The sequence below is a fragment of the Paenibacillus shunpengii genome (genome assembly GCF_042684905.1).
GTDB classification, from domain to species: Bacteria; Bacillota; Bacilli; order Paenibacillales; family Paenibacillaceae; genus Paenibacillus; species Paenibacillus shunpengii.
In genome coordinates, this window is sequence record NZ_JBHUMJ010000002.1 from 60,578 (window position 1) to 86,509 (window position 25,932).

General features: G+C 45.1%; 27 protein-coding genes and 2 pseudogenes. 18 read left to right on the forward strand and 11 right to left on the reverse strand.

Features of this window, described 5'->3' with window-relative positions; genetic code table 11:
- Positions 1 to 286: 286 nt before the first annotated feature.
- The 3 genes from ACFSVM_RS00300 to corA all read left to right on the forward strand — a co-directional run bounded on the left by ACFSVM_RS00300 (position 287) and on the right by corA (position 3,174).
- Positions 287 to 904 (forward strand): DUF47 domain-containing protein, encoded by a 618-nt coding sequence (locus tag ACFSVM_RS00300; protein ID WP_047912821.1) that lies wholly within the window; start codon positions 287 to 289, stop codon positions 902 to 904.
- A 14-nt stretch (positions 905 to 918) separates the two neighbouring features.
- Positions 919 to 1,905, forward strand: coding sequence for an inorganic phosphate transporter (locus ACFSVM_RS00305; RefSeq protein WP_047912822.1), 987 nt, complete (start codon positions 919 to 921; stop codon positions 1,903 to 1,905).
- A gap of 303 nt (positions 1,906 to 2,208) precedes the next feature.
- Positions 2,209 to 3,174, forward strand: coding sequence for a magnesium/cobalt transporter CorA (gene corA / locus ACFSVM_RS00310; protein ID WP_076312433.1), 966 nt, complete (start codon positions 2,209 to 2,211; stop codon positions 3,172 to 3,174).
- Positions 3,175 to 3,284: 110 nt separating this feature from the next.
- Here the strand turns inward: corA and ACFSVM_RS00315 are convergent, their stop codons facing one another.
- Entirely contained in the window at positions 3,285 to 3,899 is a 615-nt protein-coding gene (locus ACFSVM_RS00315) for a hypothetical protein (protein ID WP_047912824.1), read from the reverse strand.
- A 475-nt stretch (positions 3,900 to 4,374) separates the two neighbouring features.
- On the opposite strand from ACFSVM_RS00315, the gene ACFSVM_RS00320 reads away from it, so the two are divergent.
- The 4 genes from ACFSVM_RS00320 (at position 4,375) to rlmD (ending at position 8,704) form a co-directional block, all read left to right on the forward strand.
- Positions 4,375 to 4,665, forward strand: a complete 291-nt coding sequence (locus ACFSVM_RS00320) for a YerC/YecD family TrpR-related protein (RefSeq protein WP_047912825.1) — start codon at positions 4,375 to 4,377, stop codon at positions 4,663 to 4,665.
- Between the two features lie 3 nt (positions 4,666 to 4,668).
- Positions 4,669 to 5,442, forward strand: coding sequence for a sirohydrochlorin chelatase (locus ACFSVM_RS00325; protein ID WP_076312658.1), 774 nt, complete (start codon positions 4,669 to 4,671; stop codon positions 5,440 to 5,442).
- A 412-nt stretch (positions 5,443 to 5,854) separates the two neighbouring features.
- Positions 5,855 to 6,736 (forward strand): diacylglycerol kinase, encoded by an 882-nt coding sequence (locus ACFSVM_RS00330; RefSeq protein WP_047912947.1) that lies wholly within the window; start codon positions 5,855 to 5,857, stop codon positions 6,734 to 6,736.
- Positions 6,737 to 6,865: 129 nt separating this feature from the next.
- Positions 6,866 to 8,704: a 23S rRNA (uracil(1939)-C(5))-methyltransferase RlmD gene (gene rlmD, locus ACFSVM_RS00335; protein WP_379259769.1), complete on the forward strand. Its 1,839-nt coding sequence runs from the start codon at positions 6,866 to 6,868 to the stop codon at positions 8,702 to 8,704.
- Positions 8,705 to 8,951: 247 nt separating this feature from the next.
- Here rlmD and ACFSVM_RS00340 read toward each other — a convergent pair whose 3' ends face one another.
- Positions 8,952 to 9,581: a CatA-like O-acetyltransferase gene (locus tag ACFSVM_RS00340; RefSeq protein WP_379259771.1), complete on the reverse strand. Its 630-nt coding sequence runs from the start codon at positions 9,579 to 9,581 to the stop codon at positions 8,952 to 8,954.
- A 374-nt stretch (positions 9,582 to 9,955) separates the two neighbouring features.
- Here ACFSVM_RS00340 and ACFSVM_RS00345 point away from each other — a divergent pair, with 374 nt between their 5' ends.
- Entirely contained in the window at positions 9,956 to 10,930 is a 975-nt protein-coding gene (locus ACFSVM_RS00345) for a threonine ammonia-lyase (protein WP_256702771.1), read from the forward strand.
- Here ACFSVM_RS00345 and ACFSVM_RS00350 read toward each other — a convergent pair.
- Entirely contained in the window at positions 10,927 to 11,808 is an 882-nt protein-coding gene (locus ACFSVM_RS00350) for a LysR family transcriptional regulator (protein WP_379259773.1), read from the reverse strand. The genes ACFSVM_RS00345 and ACFSVM_RS00350 overlap by 4 nt on opposite strands.
- A 173-nt stretch (positions 11,809 to 11,981) precedes the next feature.
- Between ACFSVM_RS00350 and ACFSVM_RS00355 the strand changes: the two genes are divergently transcribed.
- From ACFSVM_RS00355 to ACFSVM_RS00365, 3 genes are read left to right on the forward strand one after another with little or no spacing between them, the layout of a single operon-like run.
- Positions 11,982 to 12,752, forward strand: a complete 771-nt coding sequence (locus ACFSVM_RS00355; protein ID WP_256209879.1) for a transporter substrate-binding domain-containing protein — start codon at positions 11,982 to 11,984, stop codon at positions 12,750 to 12,752.
- Positions 12,753 to 12,792: 40 nt separating this feature from the next.
- Positions 12,793 to 13,452 (forward strand): amino acid ABC transporter permease, encoded by a 660-nt coding sequence (locus ACFSVM_RS00360; protein ID WP_076312428.1) that lies wholly within the window; start codon positions 12,793 to 12,795, stop codon positions 13,450 to 13,452.
- Entirely contained in the window at positions 13,445 to 14,167 is a 723-nt protein-coding gene (locus tag ACFSVM_RS00365; protein ID WP_076312427.1) for an amino acid ABC transporter ATP-binding protein, read from the forward strand. The genes ACFSVM_RS00360 and ACFSVM_RS00365 overlap by 8 nt, the downstream gene beginning before the upstream one ends.
- Positions 14,168 to 14,344: 177 nt before the next feature.
- Here ACFSVM_RS00365 and rocF read toward each other — a convergent pair whose 3' ends face one another.
- A complete protein-coding gene (gene rocF, locus ACFSVM_RS00370; protein WP_076312426.1) occupies positions 14,345 to 15,256 on the reverse strand; it encodes an arginase in 912 nt (303 codons plus the stop codon).
- Positions 15,257 to 15,431: 175 nt separating this feature from the next.
- Between rocF and ACFSVM_RS00375 the strand changes: the two genes are divergently transcribed.
- Positions 15,432 to 16,619 (forward strand): ornithine--oxo-acid transaminase, encoded by a 1,188-nt coding sequence (locus tag ACFSVM_RS00375; protein WP_379259775.1) that lies wholly within the window; start codon positions 15,432 to 15,434, stop codon positions 16,617 to 16,619.
- Between the two features lie 392 nt (positions 16,620 to 17,011).
- Here the strand turns inward: ACFSVM_RS00375 and ACFSVM_RS00380 are convergent, their stop codons facing one another.
- Entirely contained in the window at positions 17,012 to 17,950 is a 939-nt protein-coding gene (locus tag ACFSVM_RS00380) for a helix-turn-helix transcriptional regulator (RefSeq protein ID WP_379259777.1), read from the reverse strand.
- 109 nt (positions 17,951 to 18,059) lie between these two features.
- Here ACFSVM_RS00380 and ACFSVM_RS00385 point away from each other — a divergent pair, with 109 nt between their 5' ends.
- Entirely contained in the window at positions 18,060 to 18,509 is a 450-nt protein-coding gene (locus ACFSVM_RS00385) for a VOC family protein (RefSeq protein ID WP_379259779.1), read from the forward strand.
- A 73-nt stretch (positions 18,510 to 18,582) separates the two neighbouring features.
- On the opposite strand, the gene ACFSVM_RS00390 is transcribed toward ACFSVM_RS00385, so the two are convergent.
- On the reverse strand, positions 18,583 to 19,473 hold the full coding sequence (locus ACFSVM_RS00390; RefSeq protein ID WP_076312422.1) for a manganese catalase family protein: 891 nt from the start codon (positions 19,471 to 19,473) through the stop codon (positions 18,583 to 18,585).
- 24 nt (positions 19,474 to 19,497) lie between these two features.
- On the reverse strand, positions 19,498 to 19,707 hold the full coding sequence (locus ACFSVM_RS00395) for a YuzF family protein (protein ID WP_047912829.1): 210 nt from the start codon (positions 19,705 to 19,707) through the stop codon (positions 19,498 to 19,500).
- A 180-nt stretch (positions 19,708 to 19,887) separates the two neighbouring features.
- Between ACFSVM_RS00395 and ACFSVM_RS00400 the strand changes: the two are divergent.
- Both ACFSVM_RS00400 and ACFSVM_RS00405 read left to right on the forward strand, forming a co-directional pair.
- Positions 19,888 to 19,998, forward strand: a pseudogene (locus ACFSVM_RS00400) (phosphotransferase); the annotation flags it as partial.
- Positions 19,999 to 20,309: 311 nt separating this feature from the next.
- Positions 20,310 to 20,489: a hypothetical protein gene (locus ACFSVM_RS00405; protein ID WP_379259782.1), complete on the forward strand. Its 180-nt coding sequence runs from the start codon at positions 20,310 to 20,312 to the stop codon at positions 20,487 to 20,489.
- Between the two features lie 163 nt (positions 20,490 to 20,652).
- Here the strand turns inward: ACFSVM_RS00405 and ACFSVM_RS00410 are convergent.
- The 4 genes and pseudogenes from ACFSVM_RS00410 to ACFSVM_RS00425 form a co-directional block, all read right to left on the reverse strand.
- A pseudogene (locus ACFSVM_RS00410) lies at positions 20,653 to 20,820 on the reverse strand (methyltransferase domain-containing protein); the annotation flags it as partial.
- Between the two features lie 291 nt (positions 20,821 to 21,111).
- Positions 21,112 to 21,405, reverse strand: a complete 294-nt coding sequence (locus ACFSVM_RS00415; protein ID WP_379259784.1) for a PQ-loop domain-containing transporter — start codon at positions 21,403 to 21,405, stop codon at positions 21,112 to 21,114.
- Positions 21,406 to 21,468: 63 nt separating this feature from the next.
- Positions 21,469 to 22,761 carry a sensor histidine kinase gene (locus ACFSVM_RS00420; protein WP_379259786.1) on the reverse strand — a complete coding sequence of 431 codons (1,293 nt, stop codon included), beginning with the start codon at positions 22,759 to 22,761 and terminating at the stop codon, positions 21,469 to 21,471.
- The gene (locus tag ACFSVM_RS00425; protein WP_379259788.1) at positions 22,758 to 23,474 is read right to left on the reverse strand and encodes a LytR/AlgR family response regulator transcription factor; all 717 of its coding nucleotides are present in this window, start codon (positions 23,472 to 23,474) and stop codon (positions 22,758 to 22,760) included. Before ACFSVM_RS00425 ends, ACFSVM_RS00420 begins: the two co-directional genes overlap by 4 nt.
- A gap of 210 nt (positions 23,475 to 23,684) precedes the next feature.
- On the opposite strand from ACFSVM_RS00425, the gene ACFSVM_RS00430 reads away from it, so the two are divergent.
- Genes ACFSVM_RS00430 through ACFSVM_RS00440 form a run of 3 tightly spaced genes read left to right on the forward strand, consistent with a single transcriptional unit; the run spans position 23,685 to position 25,910 of the window.
- On the forward strand, positions 23,685 to 24,401 hold the full coding sequence (locus ACFSVM_RS00430; RefSeq protein ID WP_379259790.1) for an ABC transporter ATP-binding protein: 717 nt from the start codon (positions 23,685 to 23,687) through the stop codon (positions 24,399 to 24,401).
- 1 nt (position 24,402) lies between these two features.
- Positions 24,403 to 25,191, forward strand: a complete 789-nt coding sequence (locus ACFSVM_RS00435; RefSeq protein ID WP_379259792.1) for an ABC transporter permease — start codon at positions 24,403 to 24,405, stop codon at positions 25,189 to 25,191.
- Positions 25,191 to 25,910, forward strand: a complete 720-nt coding sequence (locus ACFSVM_RS00440; RefSeq protein WP_379259794.1) for an ABC transporter permease — start codon at positions 25,191 to 25,193, stop codon at positions 25,908 to 25,910. The genes ACFSVM_RS00435 and ACFSVM_RS00440 overlap by 1 nt, the downstream gene beginning before the upstream one ends.
- Positions 25,911 to 25,932: the final 22 nt, after the last annotated feature.

Here is a 25,932-nt window from a genome sequence, read left to right on the forward strand (position 1 = left end):
ACATATGACACAGTTCAGAGTTCATCCATGCTCGATAGAATATGATTCTTTTTACACATCTAATGGTTATATCTAGGAATATCAAGGATATAGATGGAAGCAATGTGAGTCATTTGGATAATTGAGACATGATCAGGTCACTCTACATGAAGATGGCAACGTAGAATTATGAAAATTGTTCGGTTTTTGTGTAAACGCGGTGTAAAGTATGTTAAGATATCAAATGTTGTCATTTCATTTCATTACATTACATTTCACGCAATCTTTCTGTGAAGGGGATATAAGAATGGCTTTGAAGAAGAAGAAGGATATATTTTTTGAGTCACTGGAGAGTATGGCCGATACGGTCGTACACGCTGCGGATTATTTTGCCCAGCATGTCGGAAGCCTGAACAACATGGCCGAGTTTACGAATCAATTGAAGAAGTATGAGTCTGAGTGTGACAACTACACACATACGATCATCAAAGAACTGAACAAGACGTTTATTACGCCGATTGAACGTGATGATATCATGGCGCTCGCTACGACGCTGGATGATGTGATGGACGGTATTGAGGCAACGGCATCCCGTTTCTACATGTACAATCTGACAGAACCGGATCAATATATTGTGCAGTTTGCTGAAATTATTCGCGAGTCTGCCTACGAAATTCAAAAAGCGGTACATTTGCTCTCTCAGAAAAAGCTGCTCGCTATTCGTGAGCATACAATTCGGTTGAACGATCTAGAGAATCAAGGGGACGAGCTTCTTCGTATTTGTATCAAGAACCTGTTCGACACGGTCACAGATCCCATTGAACTGATTAAACGCAAAGAAACTTACGAGCGTCTTGAGACGACAACCGATGCTTGCGAGCATGTGGCTAACCGTCTTGAATCGATCATCATGCGGAACTCGTAAGGAGCATACTGATTATGGAAACTACGATATGGGTATTAGGGATTGTCATCTTCCTTGCGCTGGCCTTCGATTTCATTAACGGGTTCCACGATACGGCGAATGCCATTGCAACCTCTGTATCGACGAGAGCCCTCACACCGCGCCGGGCTATTATTCTTGCGGCCAGTATGAACTTTATCGGGGCGCTGATGTTCACAGGCGTTGCAAAAACGATTGGGGGCAGTGTTGCTGACCCCACGAAGCTGGATAACGGGATCAATATCGTAATTGCGACGCTTATCGCTGCGATTGCATGGAATTTGATCACCTGGTGGTTCGGACTCCCGTCCTCTTCATCCCATGCACTGATTGGTGCGCTTGCGGGTGCCGTGTTTATCGGTGAAAGAAGTGAGCTGAATTGGGGCGGATTTGTTGATATTGTAAAAGGTCTGATCTTGTCTCCAATCATCGCCTTCGTTATCGGTTATATTGTCATGATGATACTGAAGTGGATCTTTGCCAAGCGCAGTCCGCATACAGTCAACAAGGGCTTCCGTACCATGCAGATCTTCACAGCTGCACTTCAATCCTTCACACACGGTACGAATGATGCGCAGAAAGCGATGGGGATTATTACATTCGCTCTCGTTGCAGGTAAAGTGCAGGATACAATGGAGGTTCCACTGTGGGTTAAGATCGCGGCAGCAACAGCGATGGCCGCAGGTACAGCAGTGGGCGGCTGGAAGATTATCAAGACTATGGGTACTAAAATATTCAAAATTGAGCCGATCAACGGTTTTGCAGCGGATTTCTCGGCAGCATCCGTCATCTTCGGTGCAACGCTGCTGCACCTTCCGGTCAGCACCACACATGCGATCACCTCGGCGATCCTCGGTGTAGGCTCAGCTAAACGCTTCAAATCCGTGAAATGGTCGCTGGCAGGACGTATTGTGGTAACCTGGTTTATCACCATTCCGATTTGCGGTTTTCTTGCCGGCCTGATTATGTGGTTATTCTTCTAAGCACTTCGTTTTTTAAATAGATGTACAATAAACAGAACCCGGATCACCGCGAAGCTGTGGATTCATTTCGCGTTGTTGCCGGGTTTTCCGTTTGCTCCATGTGGAAAATGTTTATAACTCTGTGAATATGGGGACATCTAAGGGTAATAAAAGTCATATAAAAAAGTTATCCACTTGTGGATAGATAAATCAGCTATAATTATACAGTCCGTGCTTGCTTCTCTTTCAACGATGTGGGTTTGAACAGAGATGAGGAAGCAGGGCTTTTTTGTTCCGTAATATTTGTGAAAGGCGTGATGCCCCATTATTCGGACGATGGCAATAACCCATGATCATAAAGTGATCAAAGAGTTACATCTGCTCGATATTCGGATTGAGGATTATGATTTTGTGTGGACAGATTTCAGTGCTCCGACAGAAGAGGAGTCCCGGCTGCTACAGGATTATTTTCATTTTCATCCACTGGCTGTTGAGGATTGCCTGCACGTCCTTCAGCGCCCTAAGCTGGATTACTATGGGGATATTCAATTCATGGTGCTTCATGCGATCCGTCAGCAGGAGGAGAAACCGCACGAGGTGGATCTGTTTCTTGGCCCGAACCTGCTGGTATCCTATCATCATGAGCCGCTTGACGAACTGAATCAGGCCTGGGAGCGTATCGGGGGAGAGGCGGAGAGGCGTACCATCTGGAGCAGAGCGCCCATTGCGGCCGCCTATACAGTGATGGATAAGCTGGTCGATGGTTACTTCCCGGTCTTGTTTGCCATTGAGGATGAGCTGGCCGAGCTGGAAGGAAGGAGCGGTAACGCCCCGATGGATGAGCTGGTCAATCACGTATTTCTCATTCGAAGCAAGCTGCTTCGTTTGCGCAATACGATCGTGCCCATGCGAGATCTCTTGTATCGAATTGTCAACTCACAGCATATACAGGGGCAGAGCCGAAGTGATCATAAGCTGTATTTTATTGATATCTACGATCATCTGCTGAAGCTGACAGATATGCTGGACGCTGACCGGGAGATGACGGCAGATCTGCGGGACAGCTACATTTCGCTGAACTCGAATCGAATGAACAGCATTATGAAGACGCTGACGGTCATTACGACCTTGTTCATGCCCCTTACACTGATTGCCGGCATCTATGGGATGAATTTTCATTATATGCCGGAGCTCGGCTATCGATATGGATATACAGCGGTCATCGTGGTGATGCTCCTGCTGGGCAGTGGAATGATGATTTGGTTTAAGAAGAGAGGCTGGTTTAAATAAGTAAATCTTGCTCCATTCAAAAGTCGCCTTAACCTAAATAGAAGCACCCCGCGCTGAAGATCCAGCTGCGAAGGGTGCTTTATGAGGTGTTCTGCATCAGCCGGCTTGAATTATCTCCTTCTCTTTTTGGAGGATGAGGGAGAGTAGGGCTTGGAGGACGAAGTTTTGCGGCGTTTTTTGCCCGTGGAAGTCGTCTTCCTGCGTTTACGCTTCTTCCTCGGACGGTAGTAAGAATCGTCGTAAGTGGGTGATGTGGACTCTGCTGCTTTATTTGCTGCTGCAGCAGCTCCAAAGGGGAGTAGCCCTGCAAACAGCTTCATCATCGGGGCCATCTGCTGGACTCCGTTGACAACCTGCTGAACCTTCCCCATCCCATTAACGATCCCATCAATGCCGCCAATTCGGTCAAACAGACCTTTCAGATTGCTCAGGTTATTCCCAATTCCGCCTAAATTGCCGAGCAGACCTCCCGTTGTGGCCGCTGCCTCGGTTTCGGCTGCCTGCTGTGTCACCTGATTCGCAGGATATACAGGAGCCTGCTGCTGAGGCATTGCATAAGGTGCTTGCGGCTGAGCAGGTACTAATGCATAGGGTTGTGCAGTGGGAGCCGGCGCAGGCGCAGACGGCTGGTTATAGTGTGGAATCCCAGGATAGGGTGAATACTGATTAGGGTCCGTGAATGCCCGAGCTTGCCGGCTGCGTCTTCTGTAGTGTTGTTGAGACATCGGTAGATCACATTCCTTTGCGCATGGTTTAGTATAGTGTATGTTGATGAGGTGCTCTGCGTTTAAGAAAATGCGAGATTTTACGGGATATTGGCGGATTTGGGCTCCGGCCCAAGCGGTTGTACCACATAAGAACAGAGAAAACCTACGGATAAAAAAGTACGGATATTTACCGATAAATAGAGTGAGTCAACAGGATTCGATCCACAGGGGAACGAATTAACATGAAGTCGGGGTATCGATATGTCCATGACTTCTCATATAACAGGAGCAAAAGGTATCACAATTCATTGCAAACCTGTGCATTATGGTATAATGTAGTTTGGCGTCGGTGTGCTGATCTTACCCGCTGTGTATAACGATGAAGGCTCGGGATGATTTTATTCTGCATCGCGTGAAAACGGTAATGCTTGAAATACCAATAACGTGTAGTTACAATGAAATAGTATTCATAGTAACCTTAGGGGATGATAACATGCAGCTGAAGAAGCTAAATGATAAAAGTATAGATCAATTATTTGAAGCCATTTTGACACTTAAGGACATCGAGGAGTGCTATGTATTCTTTGACGACCTGTGCACGGTGAACGAGATTCAATCCTTGTCTCAGCGTCTGGAAGTGGCCCGTATGCTGGGTAAAGGCAATACGTACAATCAGATTGAGTCGGAGACGGGGGCAAGTACGGCCACCATTTCTCGTGTTAAGCGCTGCTTAAATTACGGAAATGACGGCTATAAGATGGCGCTGGAGCGCCTGGGACGCTAAATGATGATGAAGCCGGGAGTTCTGATCATCAGCCATGGATCCAAGGATTCGGGCTGGACTGAGCTTGTGGATCATGCCGTCATGCAGCTGTCACTGCCTGAAGGAGTGCCTGTATATGCTTCTTTTCTGGAGAATGTAGAGGGAAGGCTTATTCAGGATGGAATTGATGAACTTGAACAGAAGGGTGTAACAGATATACTCGCTGTTCCTTTGTTTATTTCAGCGGGAAGTACGCATGTAGATGAGATTGAATATGCCCTTGGAGCCAAGCCTGTTCCAGAGAAGGAAACGGATCTTGAACCTTTTCGGGTGAAGTCACGTGTCCATTATGGACATCCGCTGCATGATGATCCGCTGCTTGCTACGATGATCTGGGACAAGCTGAAACCCTATTCGCAGGAGCCTTCTGAGGAAGTTATTCTGCTGATTGGACACGGCAGCCGTCACGACGGATTTCGGCAGCGATGGGAGCAGGGCTTCTCTACGCTCGCTCGTCTGGTTAAGGACATCAGTGGAGTTTCTCAAGCGGATTACGCACTATTGAATCCAGATCATATCAAGGATACGGCTGCTGGCTACATAGAACAAGGGTACCGGGTTCTGGCGATGCCGCTGTTTTTGAGTGCAGGGTATTTTACGAATGTAGAGATACCGAAGCGGCTGGATGGAATTCATGTCGAGTACAGTGGGGATCGTACGCTCTTGCCGCATCCTTTGCTGCATCAGTGGATTGAGGAGCAAGTGGACGATATGCTGAGAGCCTTGGCGGACGCATAGCAGGACATAATTCTATCGTGATTGTTATTTATATTCGGTTATTATTGGAAATGCATATGGAATACAATAGAATAAGGAATAGAGGCCTGGCCGTTTGTCCTAAAAACAGTGGTATGATGCGAACTGAAATAAAGACGACGGCCGGTTTTTTGTTGTATAATAAACTATTGGATGTAAGAAACAGGTTGAGTTAGACATTAAGCGGCCGTGTTTTTGGGAATAGTAAGAAGATGAATTCATTTCATAATCGCTGTCGCTATGATACTATTTCTATCGTTTGCTCGGATTCATTTTATAACGCGGTATTCAGGGTATTACGAACTGGAGTGAAATTATAAGATAAGTGCCCAAGGCTGGTTGTATGGGATCATTGGGATATTTGCTAAAAGTGGGTGGCGTAAGGATCATGACTATGAAAAAGGCGAGATTAATCTATAATCCGACGTCAGGTCGGGAAGAGGCGAAGCGAAGACTCGCGTCAATATTGCAGCGTTTGGATGAGGGCGGAATTGAAGCATCCTGTCACGCAACGACGGGCGAAGGGGATGCGACTAGGGAAGCATCGGAAGCGATTGATCGCGGATACGATATGATCATTGCTGCCGGTGGAGACGGAACGCTGTATGAAGTCATTAATGGGATGGCAGGTAAAGAAAATCGGCCGCCACTGGGCATTTTTCCGCTGGGGACGACCAATGATTTTGCAAGAGCGCTCGGAATTCCAAGGCATTGGGAGGATTACTGTGATATGGTGATCCGCCAGGAGACACGTCCTGTCGATCTGGGTCTTGTGAATAATCGTTATTTTATCAACATTGCCGGTGGTGGAACGCTGACAGAGCTGACCTATGAGGTACCAAGCCGCCTGAAGACCATGATTGGTCAGCTCGCCTATTACATGAAGGGCATGGAGAAGATGATTAATCTTACCCCGCAGGAGCTCTACATCAAGGCCAGGGGGCAGGAGGACATTCATGATGAATTCATGCTGTTCCTGATCGCCAATACGAACTCGGTCGGTGGATTCGAGAAGCTGGCACCGGGTGCGACGATTGATGACGGCTTGTTCGATGTCATCGCACTGAAGAAATGTAATCTAGCGGAGATGATTCGCCTTGTAACGATGGCGCTCCGCGGAGAGCATCTGGGTGACAAGAAGGTCATTCACTTCCAAACAGACTATATGGAGGTTACCTCACCGGGTGAAGTGCTGCTTAATCTGGACGGAGAGCTGGGCGGGTCCCTTCCGGCAAGCTTCAGAAATATGCCCCATCATATCCAAATCTACAGATAGACGGAGGCAGGTACTTCGAGTAATGTGAAATCTGATTCAGTATACGGCTGAATTGTTAATGGAGTAATAACTGGAAGTCAATTACATTTTAAATCAAGAAAATCAACAAATGAGAGGAATTACGCAAAGATGAACAACAACCGCAGCGGTCGTGGAAAAAACCGCCGGAGCAGTGAAGTAAAGGCTGGAGCAGCGAGTGCAGGAGCAGGTAAGGCAAGTGGAGGACGTCTTCAAGGGAAGGATCATGGTGCCGGGAAGACAGGTAACAAGCAGACTGAAGTAATGTCAAGAACAGGGATGCGGCCGCAAGGCGAGGCATCTTTTTCTGCTGGTTATGGACTGGCAGGAGAGAGTTCACGGAGATCGGAGATGGGACGCGGAGAAGCTGCAGGTAGCTCTCGAAGTTCGGAGAAGAACGGAAGCGGTACTTCTAGAAGAAGCAGAGGGAAGAACAGCGACCGCGGCTCGGGAAGACATCAGCAGGCATCACGAGATATTGCCGCAGAGCTTGGACTGCCCGTCGCTAAGAACGGTGAAACGGTTATTGATATCATCGGGATGAATCATGATGGTGAAGGTGTCGGTCGTGCAGACGGTTATACCTTATTCGTTGCGGGAGCACTCCCGGGTGAGAAGGTCCGTGTAAAGGTACTTAAGACGAAGAAGCAGTATGGTTATGCGAAGCTGCTTGAGATTATTACCGAGAGCAAGGACCGCGTCGCTGCACCGTGTCCGATCTATGATCAATGCGGCGGCTGCCAGCTGCAGCATATGAGCTACGAAGGACAGCTGGCATGGAAGCGCCAGATCGTCGTGGATAACTTGACGCGGATTGGCAAGCTGAATGTGATCACTGGACAACCCGATTATCCACAAGTGGATAACTCCGCTGCAGTTATGGAAGATACTCACAGTGCTGGGGACAAACCTGTGTATGAAGGCATTCAAGTGCTTGAGACATTAGGGATGCAGGAGCCATGGCGTTACCGGAACAAGGCACAGGTGCCGATGGGTGAAATCGACGGTGGCCTGATCGGCGGCTTCTATGCCAAGGGCAGCCACCGCATCGTGGACATGGAGCGCTGTATGATTCAGCATGAGCACAATGACGAGGTCGTTGAGCAGGTTAAGCAGATTGGCCGCAGTGTCGGAATTAGAGCATATAATGAAGAAACAGGCAAAGGACTGCTTCGCCATGTGGTCGTAAAGAAGGCGTTCCGCACCGGCGAGATCATGCTTGTGCTCGTCACGAATGGAGACAGTATTCCCCATGTGGAAGCTTGGATTCATGGAATCCGAGAGCAAATGCCTCAGGTGACGAGCATTTGTCAGAACGTGAATACGAAGAAGACCAACGTTATCTTCGGTGACGTTACCCGCGTGTTATGGGGCAGTGAGGTCATCTATGACTATATCGGAGACATCAAGTTTGCCATCTCTGCCCGTTCTTTCTATCAAGTCAATCCGGTACAAACTGAGGTGCTGTATGGCAAGACGGTAGAGTATGCCGGGTTGACGGGGAAAGAGACCGTCATCGACGCCTACTGCGGAATTGGGACGATCTCACTGTTCCTTGCTCAGCATGCCGAGCATGTCTATGGCGTCGAGATCGTGAAGGAAGCGATTGAGGATGCGAAGAAGAATGCAGATCTGAACGAGATCACGAACGCCACCTTCGAGGCCGGCCCATCCGAGGATGTCATTCCGAAGTGGAAGGAGCAAGGAATCACGCCTGACGTCATCGTCGTCGATCCCCCGCGCAAGGGCTGTGATCCAAGACTCCTGGATACGATTCTGGAGATGCGACCAGAGCGTGTGGTGTATGTGTCCTGTAATCCATCCACTCTGGCTCGTGATCTGCGCGTCCTGGAGGACGGCGGATTCAAGACGGTGGAGGTTACGCCGGTGGACATGTTCCCGCATACAGTGCATGTGGAGAGTGTGGCGGTGTTGGTTCGGAAACACTAATAATTGAGGTGTATTGGCGTATACAGACGGAGCGGGAGAATTCCCGCTTCTTTTTTTGACTATAAGTTCGATTTGGGGCGGCTATTGATAGTCGCCCTTTGTCGTACCCCAACGAGTGCCTGAAATTTTTGCGAATATCATCTGTACGCACAAAGAAAGCCCCAACCAGATCGGCGGGGCAAAGTAAGTAGCGTGATGATTCTATTATTAACATGATGTCTGCTACGATACTTAGTTCTCTACTCTGTTAAAGATTTTTCTGTAAATACTCAACAAATTTTCCCACATGAAAACCATCTATAAAAGAGTGATGCACTTGAATGGAAAATGGTATATAAACTTTTCCGTCTTTTTCATGATATTTTCCCCAATCAAACATCGGATTGGATTTATCGCTTTTACCAGCAAGTGTATGCGAAAAATGTGTGAATTGGACCCACGGTAAAGATGAAAATTGATAAACATCATTTGCAACGGGCCCTGTAATATACTCTTTTTGATTCTGGATAGCTTCTTTTGCAATCGCAATATATTCTTCAATATCAGCCGTCATAGGAACATTTACTACCTTAAACAGTTCTGTCTCAGCATTCAAGTAAGTAAAAGATGTATGAATGGTGTCGTAGAGAACAACTTCATTATCTAAAAATCGATACCGAAATTCTTCAATATCATTTGCACACCTAGTGACAGTATGTATAAAAGCCAATGAAAACGACCATTCATTTTCTTTTACTTTTGATAAAAAGTTCGTAATATCCAATTCTAAACAAACATTATATTGCGGTTGAAGTGCATTCCTAAAAATTTCACAATGAAGCCGTCTTTTCCAATTGGATGTATCTATTATTTGGTATGGATTTTTTTGTTGGGTCATAATGATGCTCTCCTTTTTATACCGTATACTTGCTCTCCTTTTAGTCTATACAAATAAATCTTCTTTCGCTATCCTGTCCGTTCGTTCAAAAAGTAAGTCTAACAATAAAGTTTTACAGAGCCGTTAGATAAACTACTTAGAAAGTAGCCCTAATCTTAAATCTCTCTCTCAGCCCATAGTCCTCAGAGGTGTGATAAACGATGTTGTTTCTACCCTGGATCCCTCCGATCCGCAAAATCTGTCATGTAGCGAACGGTCATGCGATGATTAAGGTATCTAATGGATATCATTAATCTTTGCAATGAATTCCGGATTCGGGAGTGTGTTACGCTTGAAGCAACATTTAAGCGTAATCCAACAAGGGTGGTGTTATCTTGCTTCAGGTTTCCTTACTCGATATCCTTCAAGCCCATCGTCGAATTCGCGACCTGGTGAGGGAAACTCCGTTGATCCGTTCGGAGGTGTTATCTGCTCATGCGGGAGCCGATATATGGCTCAAAATGGAAGGGCTGCAGACGACAGGCTCTTTCAAGCTGCGCGGAGCGTACAACAAAATACTGTCGTTAACGAATGAAGAGAGGAGACGGGGGGTCGTTACGGCTTCCTCCGGGAATCATGCTCAAGCGATTGCCTATGTGGCTTCCAGGCTGAATATATCGGCTTTAATTATTGTGCCCGGGATTACACCGGAGACGAAGAAAGCCGGCATCCTTCGATACGGCGGGGAATTGATCGTATATGGCGACAAATATGACGATGCCGAAGCGTATGCATTGGAATTATCGCGTACGACGGGAAGAACGCTCATCCACGGCTCCGAGGATAACGAGATTATTGCCGGGCAAGGGACGGTCGCGTTGGAGGCATTAATGCAGATGCAGGACTTCGACGCGATCCTGGTTCCCGCAGGCGGAGGGGGGATTTTGTGTGGGACGGCGGCTGCTGCCAAAGCGATCAACCCCCGCATTCAAGTTATCGGAGTGCAAACCGACACCTCTGCACCGTTCTATCATTCCTTTAAGGCTAAACAAATGATCAATGTCGAATTCGGTACGAGCATCGCGGACGGTCTGTACGGCGGAATCACGCAGGCAAATCTGGAGATGGCGCTGCAGCTGGTGGATGATTTCGCTCTTGTTCAGGAAGATCAGCTGTCAAAGGCGATTTATTGGATGGCGCGAGAGCACCATGCCATGATAGAAGGCGCGGCGGCGGTCGGCATCGCTGCGCTGCTGTCGGATGCCGTGCCGAACCTTAGAGGCAAGAAGATTTTGACCGTGGTGACCGGAAGCAACGTGGACAGCAAGCTGTTCACGGACATCATGCATAAGCACGAGTACGCGTTCTAGGAAGGACTGCGCGAATTCCAGGATTGCTGCAGCTGTTGGCAGAAGGACTGGAGCGTAACCTCCGACACCCGCTGCTTCAGGAAGATCAGCGAGGTTTGAATATCGTGATCGGAATAATAGAGCGGAATCATATCGCCATTCTCCAGATCTTCCTTAATAAAACTTTCGCTGATCAGACCGATGCCCGTCTTATGCAAGACGGCGCGGCGTATTAACTCTTCGCTCTCGCTCTCGATAATGGATTTCGGCGTGTAGTCGATCTGGGACAGGCAGTATTTCACTTCTTCGCCGAAGATACCGCTGTCCTTATAGGTAATAAAGGGATAATTCACGAATAGTTGTTCCCGGCTGCTGCTCTCCAGGCTCTCGCTTGCCGCTACCAGAACCATTCTCTCCTTGTCTAACGGAACGACCTCCAAGACGGAGTTGCTGCAACCGCCCGCAATGACGCCCACGTCGGCCTGGTTTTCGCAGATCAAGCGGATCGTCTCCTTGCTGTCCGACGAGATCAGCTGCATGTTCACGCCGGGATGCAGCCGGAGGAAAGATCCGATGAAGAGCGAGAGATGATGAGTCCAATAATATTCGGGAGCCGCGATATTCAAGATGCCTTGTGGATGGTTCAAGCGTCGGACCGTATTCTCCAGCTCCTCCATAACCGCGAACAATTTGTCCGTATGATGCTTCAACTGTTTGCCCGCTGATGTGAGGAAAGTTTTCTTGCCTACCCGATTGAACAGCGCATGTCCGATTTCTCTCTCCAGCACCTGGATCTGCAACGTAATAGTCGGCTGAGTATAGCTAAGAATCGCTGCCGCTTTCGTTAAATTAAGTTCTTCTGCCACCACGTGAAAGGTTTTTAAATTTCGAAGCTCCATTATATCCCTCTTTCTCCTGTCTGCTATTGCTTTACGCGAATCATAGTTTAATTTTATGGTAATCATTAAAAACCGTAATGATTCGATAGATAGCTTAAATGCTAGAATTAATGTTATAAATACTAACATGACTATTATATAATTGTAATGGGGAGGAAAACCAATTGAAAAAGATGCTGTTCGTTCTTACTATTATTAGTCTAGCGTTTGTATTCGGATGCGGCAATAACGAAGCGAGCACAGAAGCGGGGACTGAAGAAGACAAGGCAGGCTCGGGCAATAAACTGGTTATGGGCACTTCCGCTGACTACCCGCCTTTCGAGTATCACGAGACGTCCAACGGCAATGACGAAATCGTCGGATTCGACATCGATTTGGCGAAAGCGATTGCGAAGGAAATGGGCAGGGAGCTGGAAATTCAAGATATCGGCTTTTCAGGCTTGATTCCAGCCCTACAGTCCAAGCGCGTGGATATCGTCCTCGCAGGGATGAACCCCACGGATGAACGGAAGCAGAGCGTGGACTTCTCCGACAAATACCTGACGACAGAATTCGCCGCCGTGTACATGAAGGAGAAGCCGGTTACACAGTTCGCAGACCTTAAGGGAAAGAAGATAGGGGTGCAGCTCGGCACAACCCAGGAGCAGGCGGCGAAGGATGCCGGTCTTGAAACGGTGTCTCTGGATAAATATCCGGACTTGATCCAGGAATTAAAGTCGGGCCGTATCGATGCCGTATTGGTTGAAGATACCGTTGCGGCGGAGTCCATCGGATCGGATACAGCTCTGGATTACAAGATTGTGCCCGAAATCGCGGGACTTGATATAGCGGTCGCGCTTCCGAAGGATTCGGAATTGACCGGCGAGATCAATGAAGCAATCAAGACGCTGATCGATAACGGAGAGGTTGATAAGCTGAAGGATAAGTGGTTGAAGCTGAAATAACACATACAAATTCGTTGCTCCAAAGGGGGTAGGTACTAGCATGGATTTGCAGTTTGATAGAATTATTCCTTCCCTTCCATATCTCTTGCAGGGGATTGGTGTAACGATCAAGTTTTCTTTGTTGTCGATTCTATTTGGATTTATCGGGGGAACCGTGCTTTCCTTGCTCAAAATATCCTCAATTAAAGCTTTGAAGATATTTGCGGACTTCTATACGTCCATCTTCCGGGGAACTCCGCTAATCTTGCAGCTAACGATGATCTACTTCGCCACCCCGCAACTGCTGGGATATGACATTTCCGCGCTGCAGGCGGGAGTTATCGCGTTCTCGCTGAATTCGGCAGCATATACCTCAGAGATTATTCGTGCCGGCATCATGGCGGTCGACAAAGGGCAAAGAGAAGCCGCCTTGTCACTTGGAATCCCCTATCGAAAGATGATGCAGGACATCATACTTCCGCAAGCCTTGAAAAATATTTTGCCCGCCCTTGTTAATGAAGGGATCGCCCTGCTTAAGGATTCGGCTCTTGTCTCCATCATCGGCGCGGCCGATCTGATGCGTCGGGCGAACATTGTAGCAGCGGAGAAATATTTGTATTTTGAGCCATTGATCATCGTCGGTCTCATCTACTACACAATGGTGATGACCATGACGTGGCTGGCACGCCGGCTGGAGAGGAGGCTTCGCAGCAGTGATTAGAATCGAGAATGTACATAAGTCGTTCGGGAAGCTTGAAGTGCTGAAGGACATATCGATGGAAGTTCAGCAGGGAGAGGTCGTTGCTCTAATCGGGCCCTCGGGCTCGGGGAAATCCACCTTGCTGCGTTGTATCAATTGCCTGGAGATGCCAACGGATGGACGAATCTATATCGGAAGCCAAGACATGACTTCGCCTCGCACGGATATTATGAAGATGCGGCAAAATATCGGAATGGTGTTCCAGCATTTTCATCTCTTCCCCAACAAGACGGTCTTTGAGAATATTACCTATGCCCCGATAACGGTGAAGGGAATTCCGACAGCTGAAGCTGCGCGTAAGGCAATGGAACTGCTTGAGAGAGTCGGGTTAACGGACAAGAAAGATATCTATCCTTCGAAGCTGTCGGGAGGACAGAAGCAGCGGGTGGCAATTGCGAGGTCGCTGGCGATGGAGCCGGATATCATGCTGTTCGACGAACCGACGTCGGCTCTGGACCCGGAGATGGTCAAGGAGGTACTCGAAGTTATCAAGTCGTTGGCGCAGACGAAGATAACGATGATGATCGTCACGCATGAGATGGGCTTCGCTCGCGAGGTCGCGGACAGGATCTGCTTCCTGGAGGATGGGCGGTTAATCGAGGAGGCGTCGCCACAGCAATTTTTCTCTAACCCGAAGAGCGAACGGGCGAGAAGCTTTCTGGAGAAGGTGCTCTAATAGCCGAACCTTAGAAATAGCGATGAACTGCGGCCCCTGGAACAAGTCGATTGACTTGTTCCAGGGGCCGCTTCGTGTGCGATTGGCGGCGCAATCGACCGCGCCTCCAGATAGGAGAGAGACCCATACATATGCGTATGGGCCTGCTTAATTCCTGTGATGACTTGTATTGGCGTGTTATAAGATCCGGCTGCCGAACAAGGAGCAGATCAGTTCGACCGCAAGCGTCACTGTTTTGTTGTTCTTGTCCATCCTTGGGTTCAACTCCACGATGTCCGCTGAAGTGACGATACCCGCCTCGCTCAGAAGTTCGACCGCAAGATGAGCTTCCCGATACGTAACTCCTCCTCGAACGGGAGTGCTGATTCCCGGAGCCTCGGACGGATCGAGGCTGTCCAGGTCAAAGCTTAAATGAACGCCGTCGGTTCCCTTCGTGACGATGCGGATCGCCTCTTGAATGACGGTCATCATGCCCTTGCGGTCGATATCGTACATCGTATAGCATTTGATCCCTTGGTCGCGGATAAAGCTTTTCTCTCCCGGGTCTAGATCCCGGGCTCCGATAATGACGACGTTCTCGGGTTTGATTTTGCCGACTAAGCCGCCGATTTCTGTTAGCCTTCTATCGCCGTGACCAAGCGAGGCGGCGAGGGACATGCCGTGGATATTGCCGCTTGGCGTCGTCACGTTCGTGTTCAGATCCGCGTGCGCGTCGAACCAGATGACTCCCAGATTAGGGCGATGAGACGCAATGCCGGCGATCGAGCCGATGGCGATGCTGTGATCGCCTCCGAGAACTAGCGGGAAATGACCGTTCCGCACGCTGTTCGCCGCGACGGAGGCCAAGCCCTCATTTACGGCGACGACCTCATCGAGATACTTCAGCTTGAGATCATGAATTTGGGTTGTCAACGACTCCGGACAGGCGATAGCTTGTTCTGTAAATAGAAGTCCTTGAGCGTTAAGCTTGCGGGCAAGCATGGAGCTGATCATATGAGGCGCGGATCGTGCGCCTTGCCGCGATGCCCCTAAATCAAACGGGACGCTAATCAAATCGATAGTTTGTGTCAAGGTAAGGAAAGATGACATGAGAGTTCCTCCTTATGATCTGTACTGGACTTCGTTAAGATAAAATATAGCACATGCCGACTTTCCAAAGTCATTAGGAGTTGCAATCATTACTATTATCCATCCCAATGATTGAGCCGGCAGCGGCCATGTTACAATGGACGTAACCGATCATAAAGTACAAAGGAGACTAGCTATGAGCCTGACGAATCCAATCATCGAACGGACAGAGCGCTATGGGGCCGCCAATTATAAGCCGCTTCCGATCGTCATCTCTAGCGCCGAAGGGGTCTGGGTAACCGATCCGGAAGGCAATCGTTATATGGATATGCTAAGCGCCTACTCTGCGCTCAATCACGGGCACCGACATCCGAGAATCATCCAGGCGCTTAAGGATCAGGCAGACCGGGTGACGCTGACCTCGAGAGCGTTCCACAATGACCGGCTGGGGGAATTTTACGAGAAGCTGTCTGCGTTAACCGGCAAGAACACGGTGCTGCCGATGAACACGGGGGCCGAAGCGGTCGAAACCGCCTTAAAGGCAGCACGCCGCTGGGCTTACGAAGCGAAGCAGGTGCCGATGGACCAAGCGGAGATCATCGTCTGCGAGAACAATTTCCACGGCCGCACCATCAGCATTACCTCATTCTCCTCCTCCGACGAATATAAAGCCGGGTTCGGTCCATTCACTCCGGGCTTCAGGATCATCCCTTATGGCGACGAGGAGGCGCTAAGGAAGGCGATTACGCCTTACACGGCCGCGTTCCTGGTGGAACCAATTCAAGGAGAAGCGGGAATCGTTATGCCGCGGGACGGTTTTCTGCAAGAAGCTTTCCGGTTATGCCAGGATAACGAGGTGCTGTTCATCGCGGACGAGATCCAGACCGGCTTGGGAAGAACCGGTAAGCTGTTCGCCTGTGACTGGGAAGAAGTAACGCCGGACGTCTATATTCTGGGCAAAGCGCTGGGAGGCGGCGTTATGCCGATCTCGGCGGTCGTAGCGGACCGTTCTGTCCTCGGGGTATTCAATCCGGGTTCGCACGGATCCACCTTCGGAGGGAACCCGCTCGCTTGCGCGGTTGCCGTCGCCGCGATAGACGTTCTCCAGGAAGAGAATCTGGCTGATCATTCGGAGGCGATGGGAAGCTACTTGCTTGAGGTATTGAGAGAGATTCGGAATCCGGTTATCAAGGAGGTTCGGGGCCGAGGGTTGTTTATCGGAATCGAATTGACGGAGCTCGCCCGGCCCTACTGCGAGAGACTGAAGGAGCTGGGGCTGCTCTGCAAGGAAACGCACGAGACGACGATCCGCCTGGCTCCTCCGCTCAACATCACGAAGGAGCAGCTGGATTGGGCGATTGAAAGGATTAGAAGCGTATTTTAATAGCTGCAGCCTCTGCAACTGGATAGCGCAGTTTCATTCTCGGAGCGGATTCTCACCCTCGTGGTGGTCTGATTGTGGAAATGAGCAGTTCTGAATTGATGAAGTTCAACCTGGTTGGTTTATTTATGGCTTTCGTCAATTGAGTGCGTGAAACGCGCAAAATCAGGACCACCCGTTGGGCGGGTGGTCCTGATTGGTTAGAAGCTCTTAGCTTTAGTTACACGGGTGTTCCATAGACCCCATCTCCTGCTCGCGGCAGAGTTTTCCTTAATTTTATCAGTGAGTGAAATTTATAAATTGACTGGTTTTCCCCGAAGTTGAGGAAACAATGCTAACATAACCCACACATGTGGAGAGTGTAGCGGTGTTAGTTCTTGAAGGGATAATTAATTCTATATTTTTTTATAGTGATTTGAAAGATTCTCGATTCGATCTTGGATCATTTGTTTCAATGAAACAGGCTGTATGGATCTTACATAAGGTCCAAATCTCATAAAATAGTCGGCTATAAATGACTCTTCTCCTGGTTGATAGAAACCCCGTATAACTGTGTTATTGTCACTCTCTATTCTCATCGAAGGATAATGTTCTTTATAAAAGATATCTCGAGCTTCTTCTGAAATCTCGACTTCGAATTCAATACTGTTCTCCGCACGATAAATTTCTAATGAGCGACTGACGAGCTCTTCTATGGAAAAGGGAGTTTCGATGTCCTCTTCTTCAATAGAAGTTATTCTGTCGCATCTGAATACTCTATATTGATTCGTCTCTAACTCTATACCAGCAGCATACCATTGACCAAACTTGGCGGAAATTTTGAAAAACTGAACATGGTAACTTTTTTCCTGATTGTTTTTTGTGTACTGAATACGGCAGCTGTTCTCGTGAAGTATGCTTTTTAGTATTTTGTCTAAGAAACGACTCTCATGATGATGCCTATACATCTCAAATTGCAGGATTTTTTTCATTTTGTGAATCTGCTTGATTTGTTCACTAGAAAGACAATTCTCAAACTTTTCGTTTAGTTGATTGATACTTAAATGAAATGGAGTAGATTCATACGCTTCTAACGTCAGCATGGCAAAATACAGAGCATACACTTCATCCATCGTAAAAAGAATAGGGGATAATAATCTGTTTTTTAAAATACCATATCGTCCATGTCTGCCTTGCTCCGAATAAATGGGCATACCCAATTGCTCTAATGAGCTAATATCACGCAATGCCGTACTTTTTGAGATATCGTATTGATTCATTAAGTCACTTAGATTAAAGAACTCTCGGCCATTCAAGTATCTAATCATGTCATTTAATCTTTCTGATTTATTCACCGTAAATCTCCTTATAAAGGTGTCAATCGTTGATACCTTTATATTTTATAATAAGCTCGAGGTAAACATCAAATGGCCTTACGTTATGATCTAAAAAGGAGATGGTACCATGAGTTCAACGCTAGAAGTAGCTACTTTCTTATCTATGAATGGAAGGGCAAAAGAAGCGATTGAGTTTTACAAACAACATTTAAATGCAGAGGAATTGTTGCTGGTAACCTATGAAGACCTAGCAAAACGCGACAGCTCGATGCAGCTTACGGATGAAAATAAGCATTATATTAGTCACTCCGTCTTATCCATTGGAAAAACAAAAGTCATGATCGCAGAAGATCCGATGGATGCCACAGAGAAATATGTAGTTGGCAACAACACCTCATTGTGTATTCAAAGTGCTGATTTAGAAGAAATTGAACACTTTTATAAGAGTCTGACTACAGATGATAGGGTAAGAATCATTGTTCCTTTGTCCAGCAATGTATTTAGCAAAGCATATGGCATTATTGAGGATCCGTTCGGTATTCACATTCAATTCATGTACGATGATAGACTAAAATAAAACATTTGTTGGTTAGATCTCAACAAAAAAAGGACGCTAAATCCATTGCGATTTAGTGTCCTCCTATTTTAGGCTATAAATTTGCCATGAGACGCTTTTTAATTAATTCATAATCATCCTTAGTAATACCAGGAGCAAATTCTTCAGGTAATTCCTCTAAGTCTGGAATGGGTGCGCCTTCCGGAGTACCAATCTTCACTTCAAGCGGCTGCCCGTTTTCGGGATTTGTTCCTTTCCAGATCATTCCGATATCCCTATAATCTGTTTCGCTCCATGTGTATAGCACATTGCTCAAGCCTTTTTCAATGAATGGTTTGGAATAATCGAATTTAGAGTTATCGAGATTAGGAACGGGAAGCATTTTCGTCAAATCTACCCCTGTAGCAATTTCGATCGCTTTCGCATAGGCGAGGATATGTGTCCCTCCACGAACGAGTAAATACCCAATCATGGTTCTAGCCACTGGATGATCCGTCATCTCATAAACTCTCATTTTATGTGTACGTGCACCAACCTCAAGAAAAAAGTTATGTGTTAAATCTAAAACCAGATTTCCACTGTTAAAAACATTATCACCCGTCCAAGGTCTTCCCATGGAATCACCAGGTATTGCGGTCTGAGCTGTAGAAATAAAATGGTAGGTGTTTCTTGCATCCTTCCCATTTTGAAGTGGAGTGATATCCGGATCACCTGGAAAAGTATTGCCTACCGATAACAAATTAATCGCATTAGAGACAAGCTCTACATGACCAAATTCTTCGGCTGTAATGCTTGCCACTAAATCATAGAAGGGTTTTAGCTTTTTTTTATTTCTGAAGTTAAAAGACTGAAACATATAGTTATTTAAGGTGGACATCTCCCCAAACTTGCCGCCCAAGAGCTCTTGTACTGCGGCTGCAGCATTCATATCGCCGTGTGCGGGTACAGGAAGTTCAATTGCTAATTTATTGATTCTTTTAAACATGATTTCCCCTCCACTTTCCTTTTGTTAACCAGGAAAAACCCAAATAATTTGCTGGGTACGAATAAAAAAGGGAGTTCCGTTAGATTCGACGACAATGTGATCTGGCAATACATTTTTCAATAACCCACGAACGCTGCCTCTTATGGTTTGAACGGTAACCACATTACCAACGATCGTTGATAAGGTCTGATAAACATAGGGATCATAAAAGCTTAACAGGTTGTTATTTGTCATTTAGATCCTCCTTTTCCAGTGTGCTTCATAGTGAGTATACGTTTATACATTTGAAATAAGACTGAAAAACAGTTTATTTGACTCTTTTTGTTGGGGAATAGCACATGATAAAAGCGAGGAGTGAAACCTTATGACTCAAGAAGAGGTATTAAGCGGCGGAAACGTAAATCATATCGTTCGTATAACCTTGTCTTTCAGAATGGGAAGGCCGCAGCACTCATTGATTTTGACATGGCTGGCCCAGGTCCACGCTTGTGGGATATTGCATATACCCTTTACACATCCGTACCGCTGGGTCGTTTTACACCTGACTTTTCTTCCGGGACGATGGAGGTAATACGGTATCAGCGTGAAAACTTTGCAGCTAACGGTAATTAAGCCTTTCAAAAAATGTTGGATGAGGGGTATTTGGCACACTATGAGAATGAGATTCAATTTATAAAAGAACATTATGAAGATTGGATATAGAACAGAAGAAAAGAGTTTGTGAAAGGGAACTTTGTTAAGAATAAATCCCTTTTACAACTCGTATCCGTGCGATATAATGCAATCACCAGATAGCTTAAGCCACTTTTTAAAGAATAGATATTGGAGGTATGATCATGGTTAATTACAGTAAAAAAGTGATTTCCACAGTCCTCAGTACAGCTCTAGTCTTGTCTATTTTGGTTACAGGCAGCACATGGATTGCGCAAGGTTCATCACCGACGAAATCGGATGCGAATCAGGTAGAATTAGCAAAGAGCGCAGGAGATAAAAAGGTTGAAGTTATTAAGGCATAGTTGTTAATGGATAATATAAGATACGGATCTGAGAAGACAGTACTGCATTTATGCGGGCTGTCTTTTTTTTCGTAAAATGCAGCTAAAGATAGAGAAGAGGGGGCCTCCTCTCTTTTTTCTAATGTTCCTTTTTATGAGAATTTAGTTACTCAAGATTACTCTTTTACAGCAAATCATACTGTCCACCAATCCTTTTCAAAAGGGTTCGATCCAGAATAATGAAAACACCGCTCGCTTTTATAACGCGATAGGCTTCCTTGAAAGAAGCATCTAAGTCGTTCAGATAATGAATTAATGCTCGTTCGAGTACAATGTTTATCTCATTTGGAGGTAGCTTGGTTTGATAAGCTTATCCCTTCAAAAATGTAACGTTTGGAATGTCCTTGCAGTGAGTAGCTGCCCCTAGCAACATCTCTTCTGAGAATCCACACCTACCACGTGAGCTGCGCCCATCATCATGAGGGTCAAAGATTCCTAAGATTCATCTTGTTGTATACGTCTGACTTTTTTCTTCTGCATGAAAGTTAATTGGCATATGCAAAATTCTCCTCTTACCATCTTGTTTCACTATACAAAATCACGGTTCATTTAAAGTGCATACAAAAAAAACACAAATCCCCATTTACTGAGGCTTTGTGTCTTTGCTCTTATTATCTTTAAACAAGTAAATGAATATCAAAATAAGTCCAATGAGGATCAAGGATAGTGAATTGGTGATCAGAAAAGCAACTCCAACACCTTGCACCACCAAATGGATTGCATATGTCTCCATAAGGGCGATTCCTAGAAACACCAACCAAAAGCTATTTACACTTAAATCTTTTACTGACTTGGTTTTAACGATCTTCATGATTTGCGGAATCCAACCGGATGCCAGAATGAACCCACCGATTAATTGTAGAAACTCAAATACCACATCTATTCACCACCCTATACAGGAATGTATGTAGTATTTTTCTTTGAAATTACAAGACTTATGCTACCCTTCCTCTTCATAAACATTGAGTAAGAGGATACTTACAATATACTGATTAGATTGAACCCACTGATTATAGATTCCACCATTCTCCTCTACAATTCTTTTCACATTCTTAATACCCATTCCCTTGAGCTGCCTATTCTTTCGAGTATGAAGCTCCACAGGTTCAAATACATTTGAAATTTCTATAAGCAGGTTATGATCAAATTGTTTGATCAGGAGTGAAATCTCTTTTTTCCTCGTATTAGATAGGCGTAAGACTGCATTTAAGGAATTATCTATTAGATTGCCGAGCACAACTGCCAAAATATCCGTATCCAGATTAACCTTCTCAGGAAGGAGAGATTTAATGTTAAACGTAACTCCATTGCTTTCAGCGACCGACTTCTTTTCGTTCAACAGGTAATTAAGCACATAGTTATGTGTATAGAAATAATCGTTTTGCTCTATCTTCTGTATCGAATTTTGAAGGTACTTTTCTGCTCCAGCAATATCTCCCTGTTGTAACATTCCCATGAGAACAATGTGTTGGTTTTTTAAGTCATGTTTCATGGAATAGAGCTGAGCTTGCGAATGCTTGAGTTTTTTGAAAAAGTTTAATTCGGATTCGAACACTATTTTTTGCATAGTCGTATTTTCGAGCTGTTCATAATACCTTCCGAGAGTCAAATAAAGATACAGTATGCAAAAATTCATATAGATAATGCAGCAAGTGATCAATACATATATGAAATTAGGATAACTAATAAAATTGATATCAGATATAAGCGTAATAATTAGCAGAAATGCCGAAATCACGGGTGTTGACAGAAGTGTCATGATTAGAAGGGTGTGTGTGAGTCCTTTTACTTTACGATTTTGCAGAACGATAATCTTAAGAACTGCGACAGCCATGAGTTTTAAAACAATCGCCATACCTCCTGATCCAGCCATGAACATTACATTTAATTCATAGTCTTCAGCTTGCGACATTGCCTTCATAATGAATAACCAAATGGTATCGTAAATTAAAAACATAAATAGTAAGAAATATAGACGAAAGAACTCTTTTTTTATATCAAGCCGACTCCTTAGTGCAATCATGAAGAACGATAAAGTAGTAAAGACGATATTGAACAGAATGTATGAATGCTGATTAAAAATTAGATAAAATGCGGCTACAAAGGAAGAGAAGAGAGCCATAATTAAGTATTCTTTGGCAGCCAGTTTTCGGATCGAGTTATTCGAAAAATAGGAATTAGCCAGCACTAAATTAACAACAAAGGTGAATAGTGCCATGATCGTATCAGTCATGATATGAAGTCTCTTAATTTCATTAAAATTTGTGTTCTAGCCGTATCTATAAATTTACGACTCATTGGGATTTCAACCGTTTGCTTATCATCTAAAATCAAAGTGATCACATTTCCTTTAATTTGTTTCACATATCTGACGTTAACGATAAACGAGGTGTGTACCTGTACAAAGTGATCATTGATTTTGGATAAAAGAGCTTTGGTCTGAAGAATCGTTTCATAAGTATCAGAGGGGGTGTGGATAAGCACGCTCCTTTTATTTTTCTCAAAGTAAATAATTTCACTAAAAGAAAGACTGTACAGAGCTTTGTTAAATGTAAACGTAAATTTTGAGTCATCTAAGTCTAAATATTTTATAGCTCGATCTAAGGTAGGGTACAGTTTGTCCATAGTTACTGGTTTTAGAATGTAATCAAAAGTGTTGACCTTAAACACCTTCTCCATATACTCCTTGAAACTTGTAAGAAAAATAATCGGGCAGGTCTGATTGTTCTTTCTAATGGTCTCGGCAATCTCTATTCCTGATAGATTAGGAAGCTCAATATCTAATATGAACAAATCATATGTATGTTCTTTAAGTAATTCAATTAAACGCAGCGGATTATGGAACAGATCTATTTCGAATAACGAGGAGTCATATTCTAACATTAATTCTTCGATCGTTCTTGCTACAACAGGAACATCATCACAAATAGCCACTTTTAGTACCATCCCATACTCCCATCCCCATACTAAATTCATCGTCAATTATTACATTTGAGTAAAAATAATGTCAATAATTACATTGAAAATGCCGTTTGTTACACGCAATGAAAAGAGAGAGAAGGAATGATTATGATGAAAACAAATCAAAATTAATCTGTAACGGGAGAATACTAGTGTTTAGCTGCAGCTTGTTCTCTCTCAAAGGAGACCTTTCAGTTGACGAATACAACAAACGATATTGTTATATCTAAATTATGTAAGCGACACGGAGAAAAAGAGATCTTAAAAGATGTATCATTCGAAGCAAAGCAAGGGAGGATTACCGCATTTCTTGGACCAAATGGTGCAGGGAAAAGCTCAACACTTCGTATTTTGTTAGGACTTGATCGTTCAACAGGAACGGCAACTTTTGGCGGGCGTAACTATGCAGCATTTGGCACTCCTTTAAAAGTAGTCGGAGCAGCATTTGATGGTGTAGGGGGGGCTCCTTCCAGAAAGGTGAACACTCATCTGAAAATCATAGCGCAAAGCAATAACATCTCTGTCCGTCGTGTACCCGAGGTGTTGGAAATAGTAGGTTTATCCGAAAAGAGCAAAGCGAGGCTGGGAACTTTATCATTGGGCGAAGGACAACGCCTTGGACTTGCCGTGGCTCTGTTGGGAGATCCACAATATCTTGTTCTTGATGAACCCACCAATGGACTTGATCCAATCGGAATTCGGTGGTTTCGAAAGTTTATTCGTCAGCAATCAGACATGGGAAGGACTATTTTGTTGTCATCCCATCTTCTTTCTGAAGTGGAGGCTGTGGCAGACGATGTAGTCATTATTAATCATGGGAAAATAATAGCAACTGGTGAGCTTCAGCATGTTATGAAAAATCTAGAATCATTAGAGGATGTGTTCTTTTCTCTTACAGAGGGTGAGGCATAAGATGAAAAACTTTTTTGGAACCATTCGATTTGAACTGATAAAGATGTGTTCAAGCAGAGTGTGGTGGATTATTTGTACCTTAGTTGTCGTTATTCAGCCCTTAATCGCACTTATCACAGCAAGAAGCTATCTTCAGATTGGTTTGGACGCGACACCAGAAACTCACCCGAGTTTAGCCTCAGCCTTACCTCCTTTGGATTATTTCGGAGTTGAGATAGTGCCATTTGGATTATTAGCAATGGTTGTCTATGGAGGAATGATCGGGGCAAATGAATATAAACATCATCAATTACGTACGGGATTACTATGTCAAAGTAGTCGAATTAAGTTGTTTTGTGCGAAAGTACTCGCACTATTAATATGTAGTGCATTCGTATCATTCTTGGCAGTTTATACTACAATTTTTATCATGCATTTTGGTTTGGGGGAGCAAGGACTTCATCCATTTTATTTAAGTACAACGGCTTGGCAGTTTATTGGCTACATAGTGCTGGATTGGATCTTACTAACCCTATTTTCTTTTGGTGGCGGGATGCTCTTTAGAAATGCGATAGTGCCTTTAGCTTTCTTGGTTCCTCAGATCTACAATCTAGGAAGCTATTTAGCACAAAGGTGGGAATGGGGGGAGTATCTCCCGGTGGCAGCAGGTAATCTTCTCTTTGCGACACCAACAGACCCTTTTGAACATGATCCTTTAAAAGGCGGTATCATACTGTTGGTATGGGTGCTATTAGCTTTGATTATATCGTATTATGCTTTCATTCGAAGTGATGTAGGAGGGAAATATTGATGTACGCAGCACTACGTAGTGAGAACACGAAATTTTTTTCTTATGGCTGGTGTGTTCTAGGTGTAATCGGAGCTATAATCGTTCCCTTGCTCTACTTATTAACTTCTGATACACCAAAGCTAGGGGGAGAAGAGGAAATCCTTTCTCTTTGCTTGCAAGCACTCTATTTAGGTCATCCAGGAATAATTGTTGCCAGTGGAGGCTATGTTGGACAGGAATATTCGAACTCTGCTCTAAGAACCACACTCCTCACACAACCCTCAAGATTAAAATTATTATGTGCAAAAATTTGTAATATGTTCATCATTGTCGTGTTCACAGGGTTAGCTTCAAGTGTGCTTTGTTTCATCGTACTATTTGTTCAACATGATCTCGAATGGACAGGTTCTTTCATGGTACGGTTACTTGGAAGTATTTCTCTCAGCATACTTAGTTGGATTCAATTGGCTTGGATTACCTCTGCCTTATCTATTCTGACCAAATCGCTTATAGTACCGATCGCTATCATGCTCCCACTTTTCTTGGGGCTTAGCCACATGCTGTTTACAATTTCTCTGCTGGCCAAATTTCTACCTACTCTTGCTACTATGAATCTGTTTTCCATACCTGCGGTAAGTATTTATTTAGACAAATGGTCAGGACTCATGGTTCAATTTTCTTGGGTCGTATTATTAGTGACTATTTCTGCTTCGATGTTTTCATATCGTGATGTTCGTTAATCCCGTAAAAATCTAGAGTGTC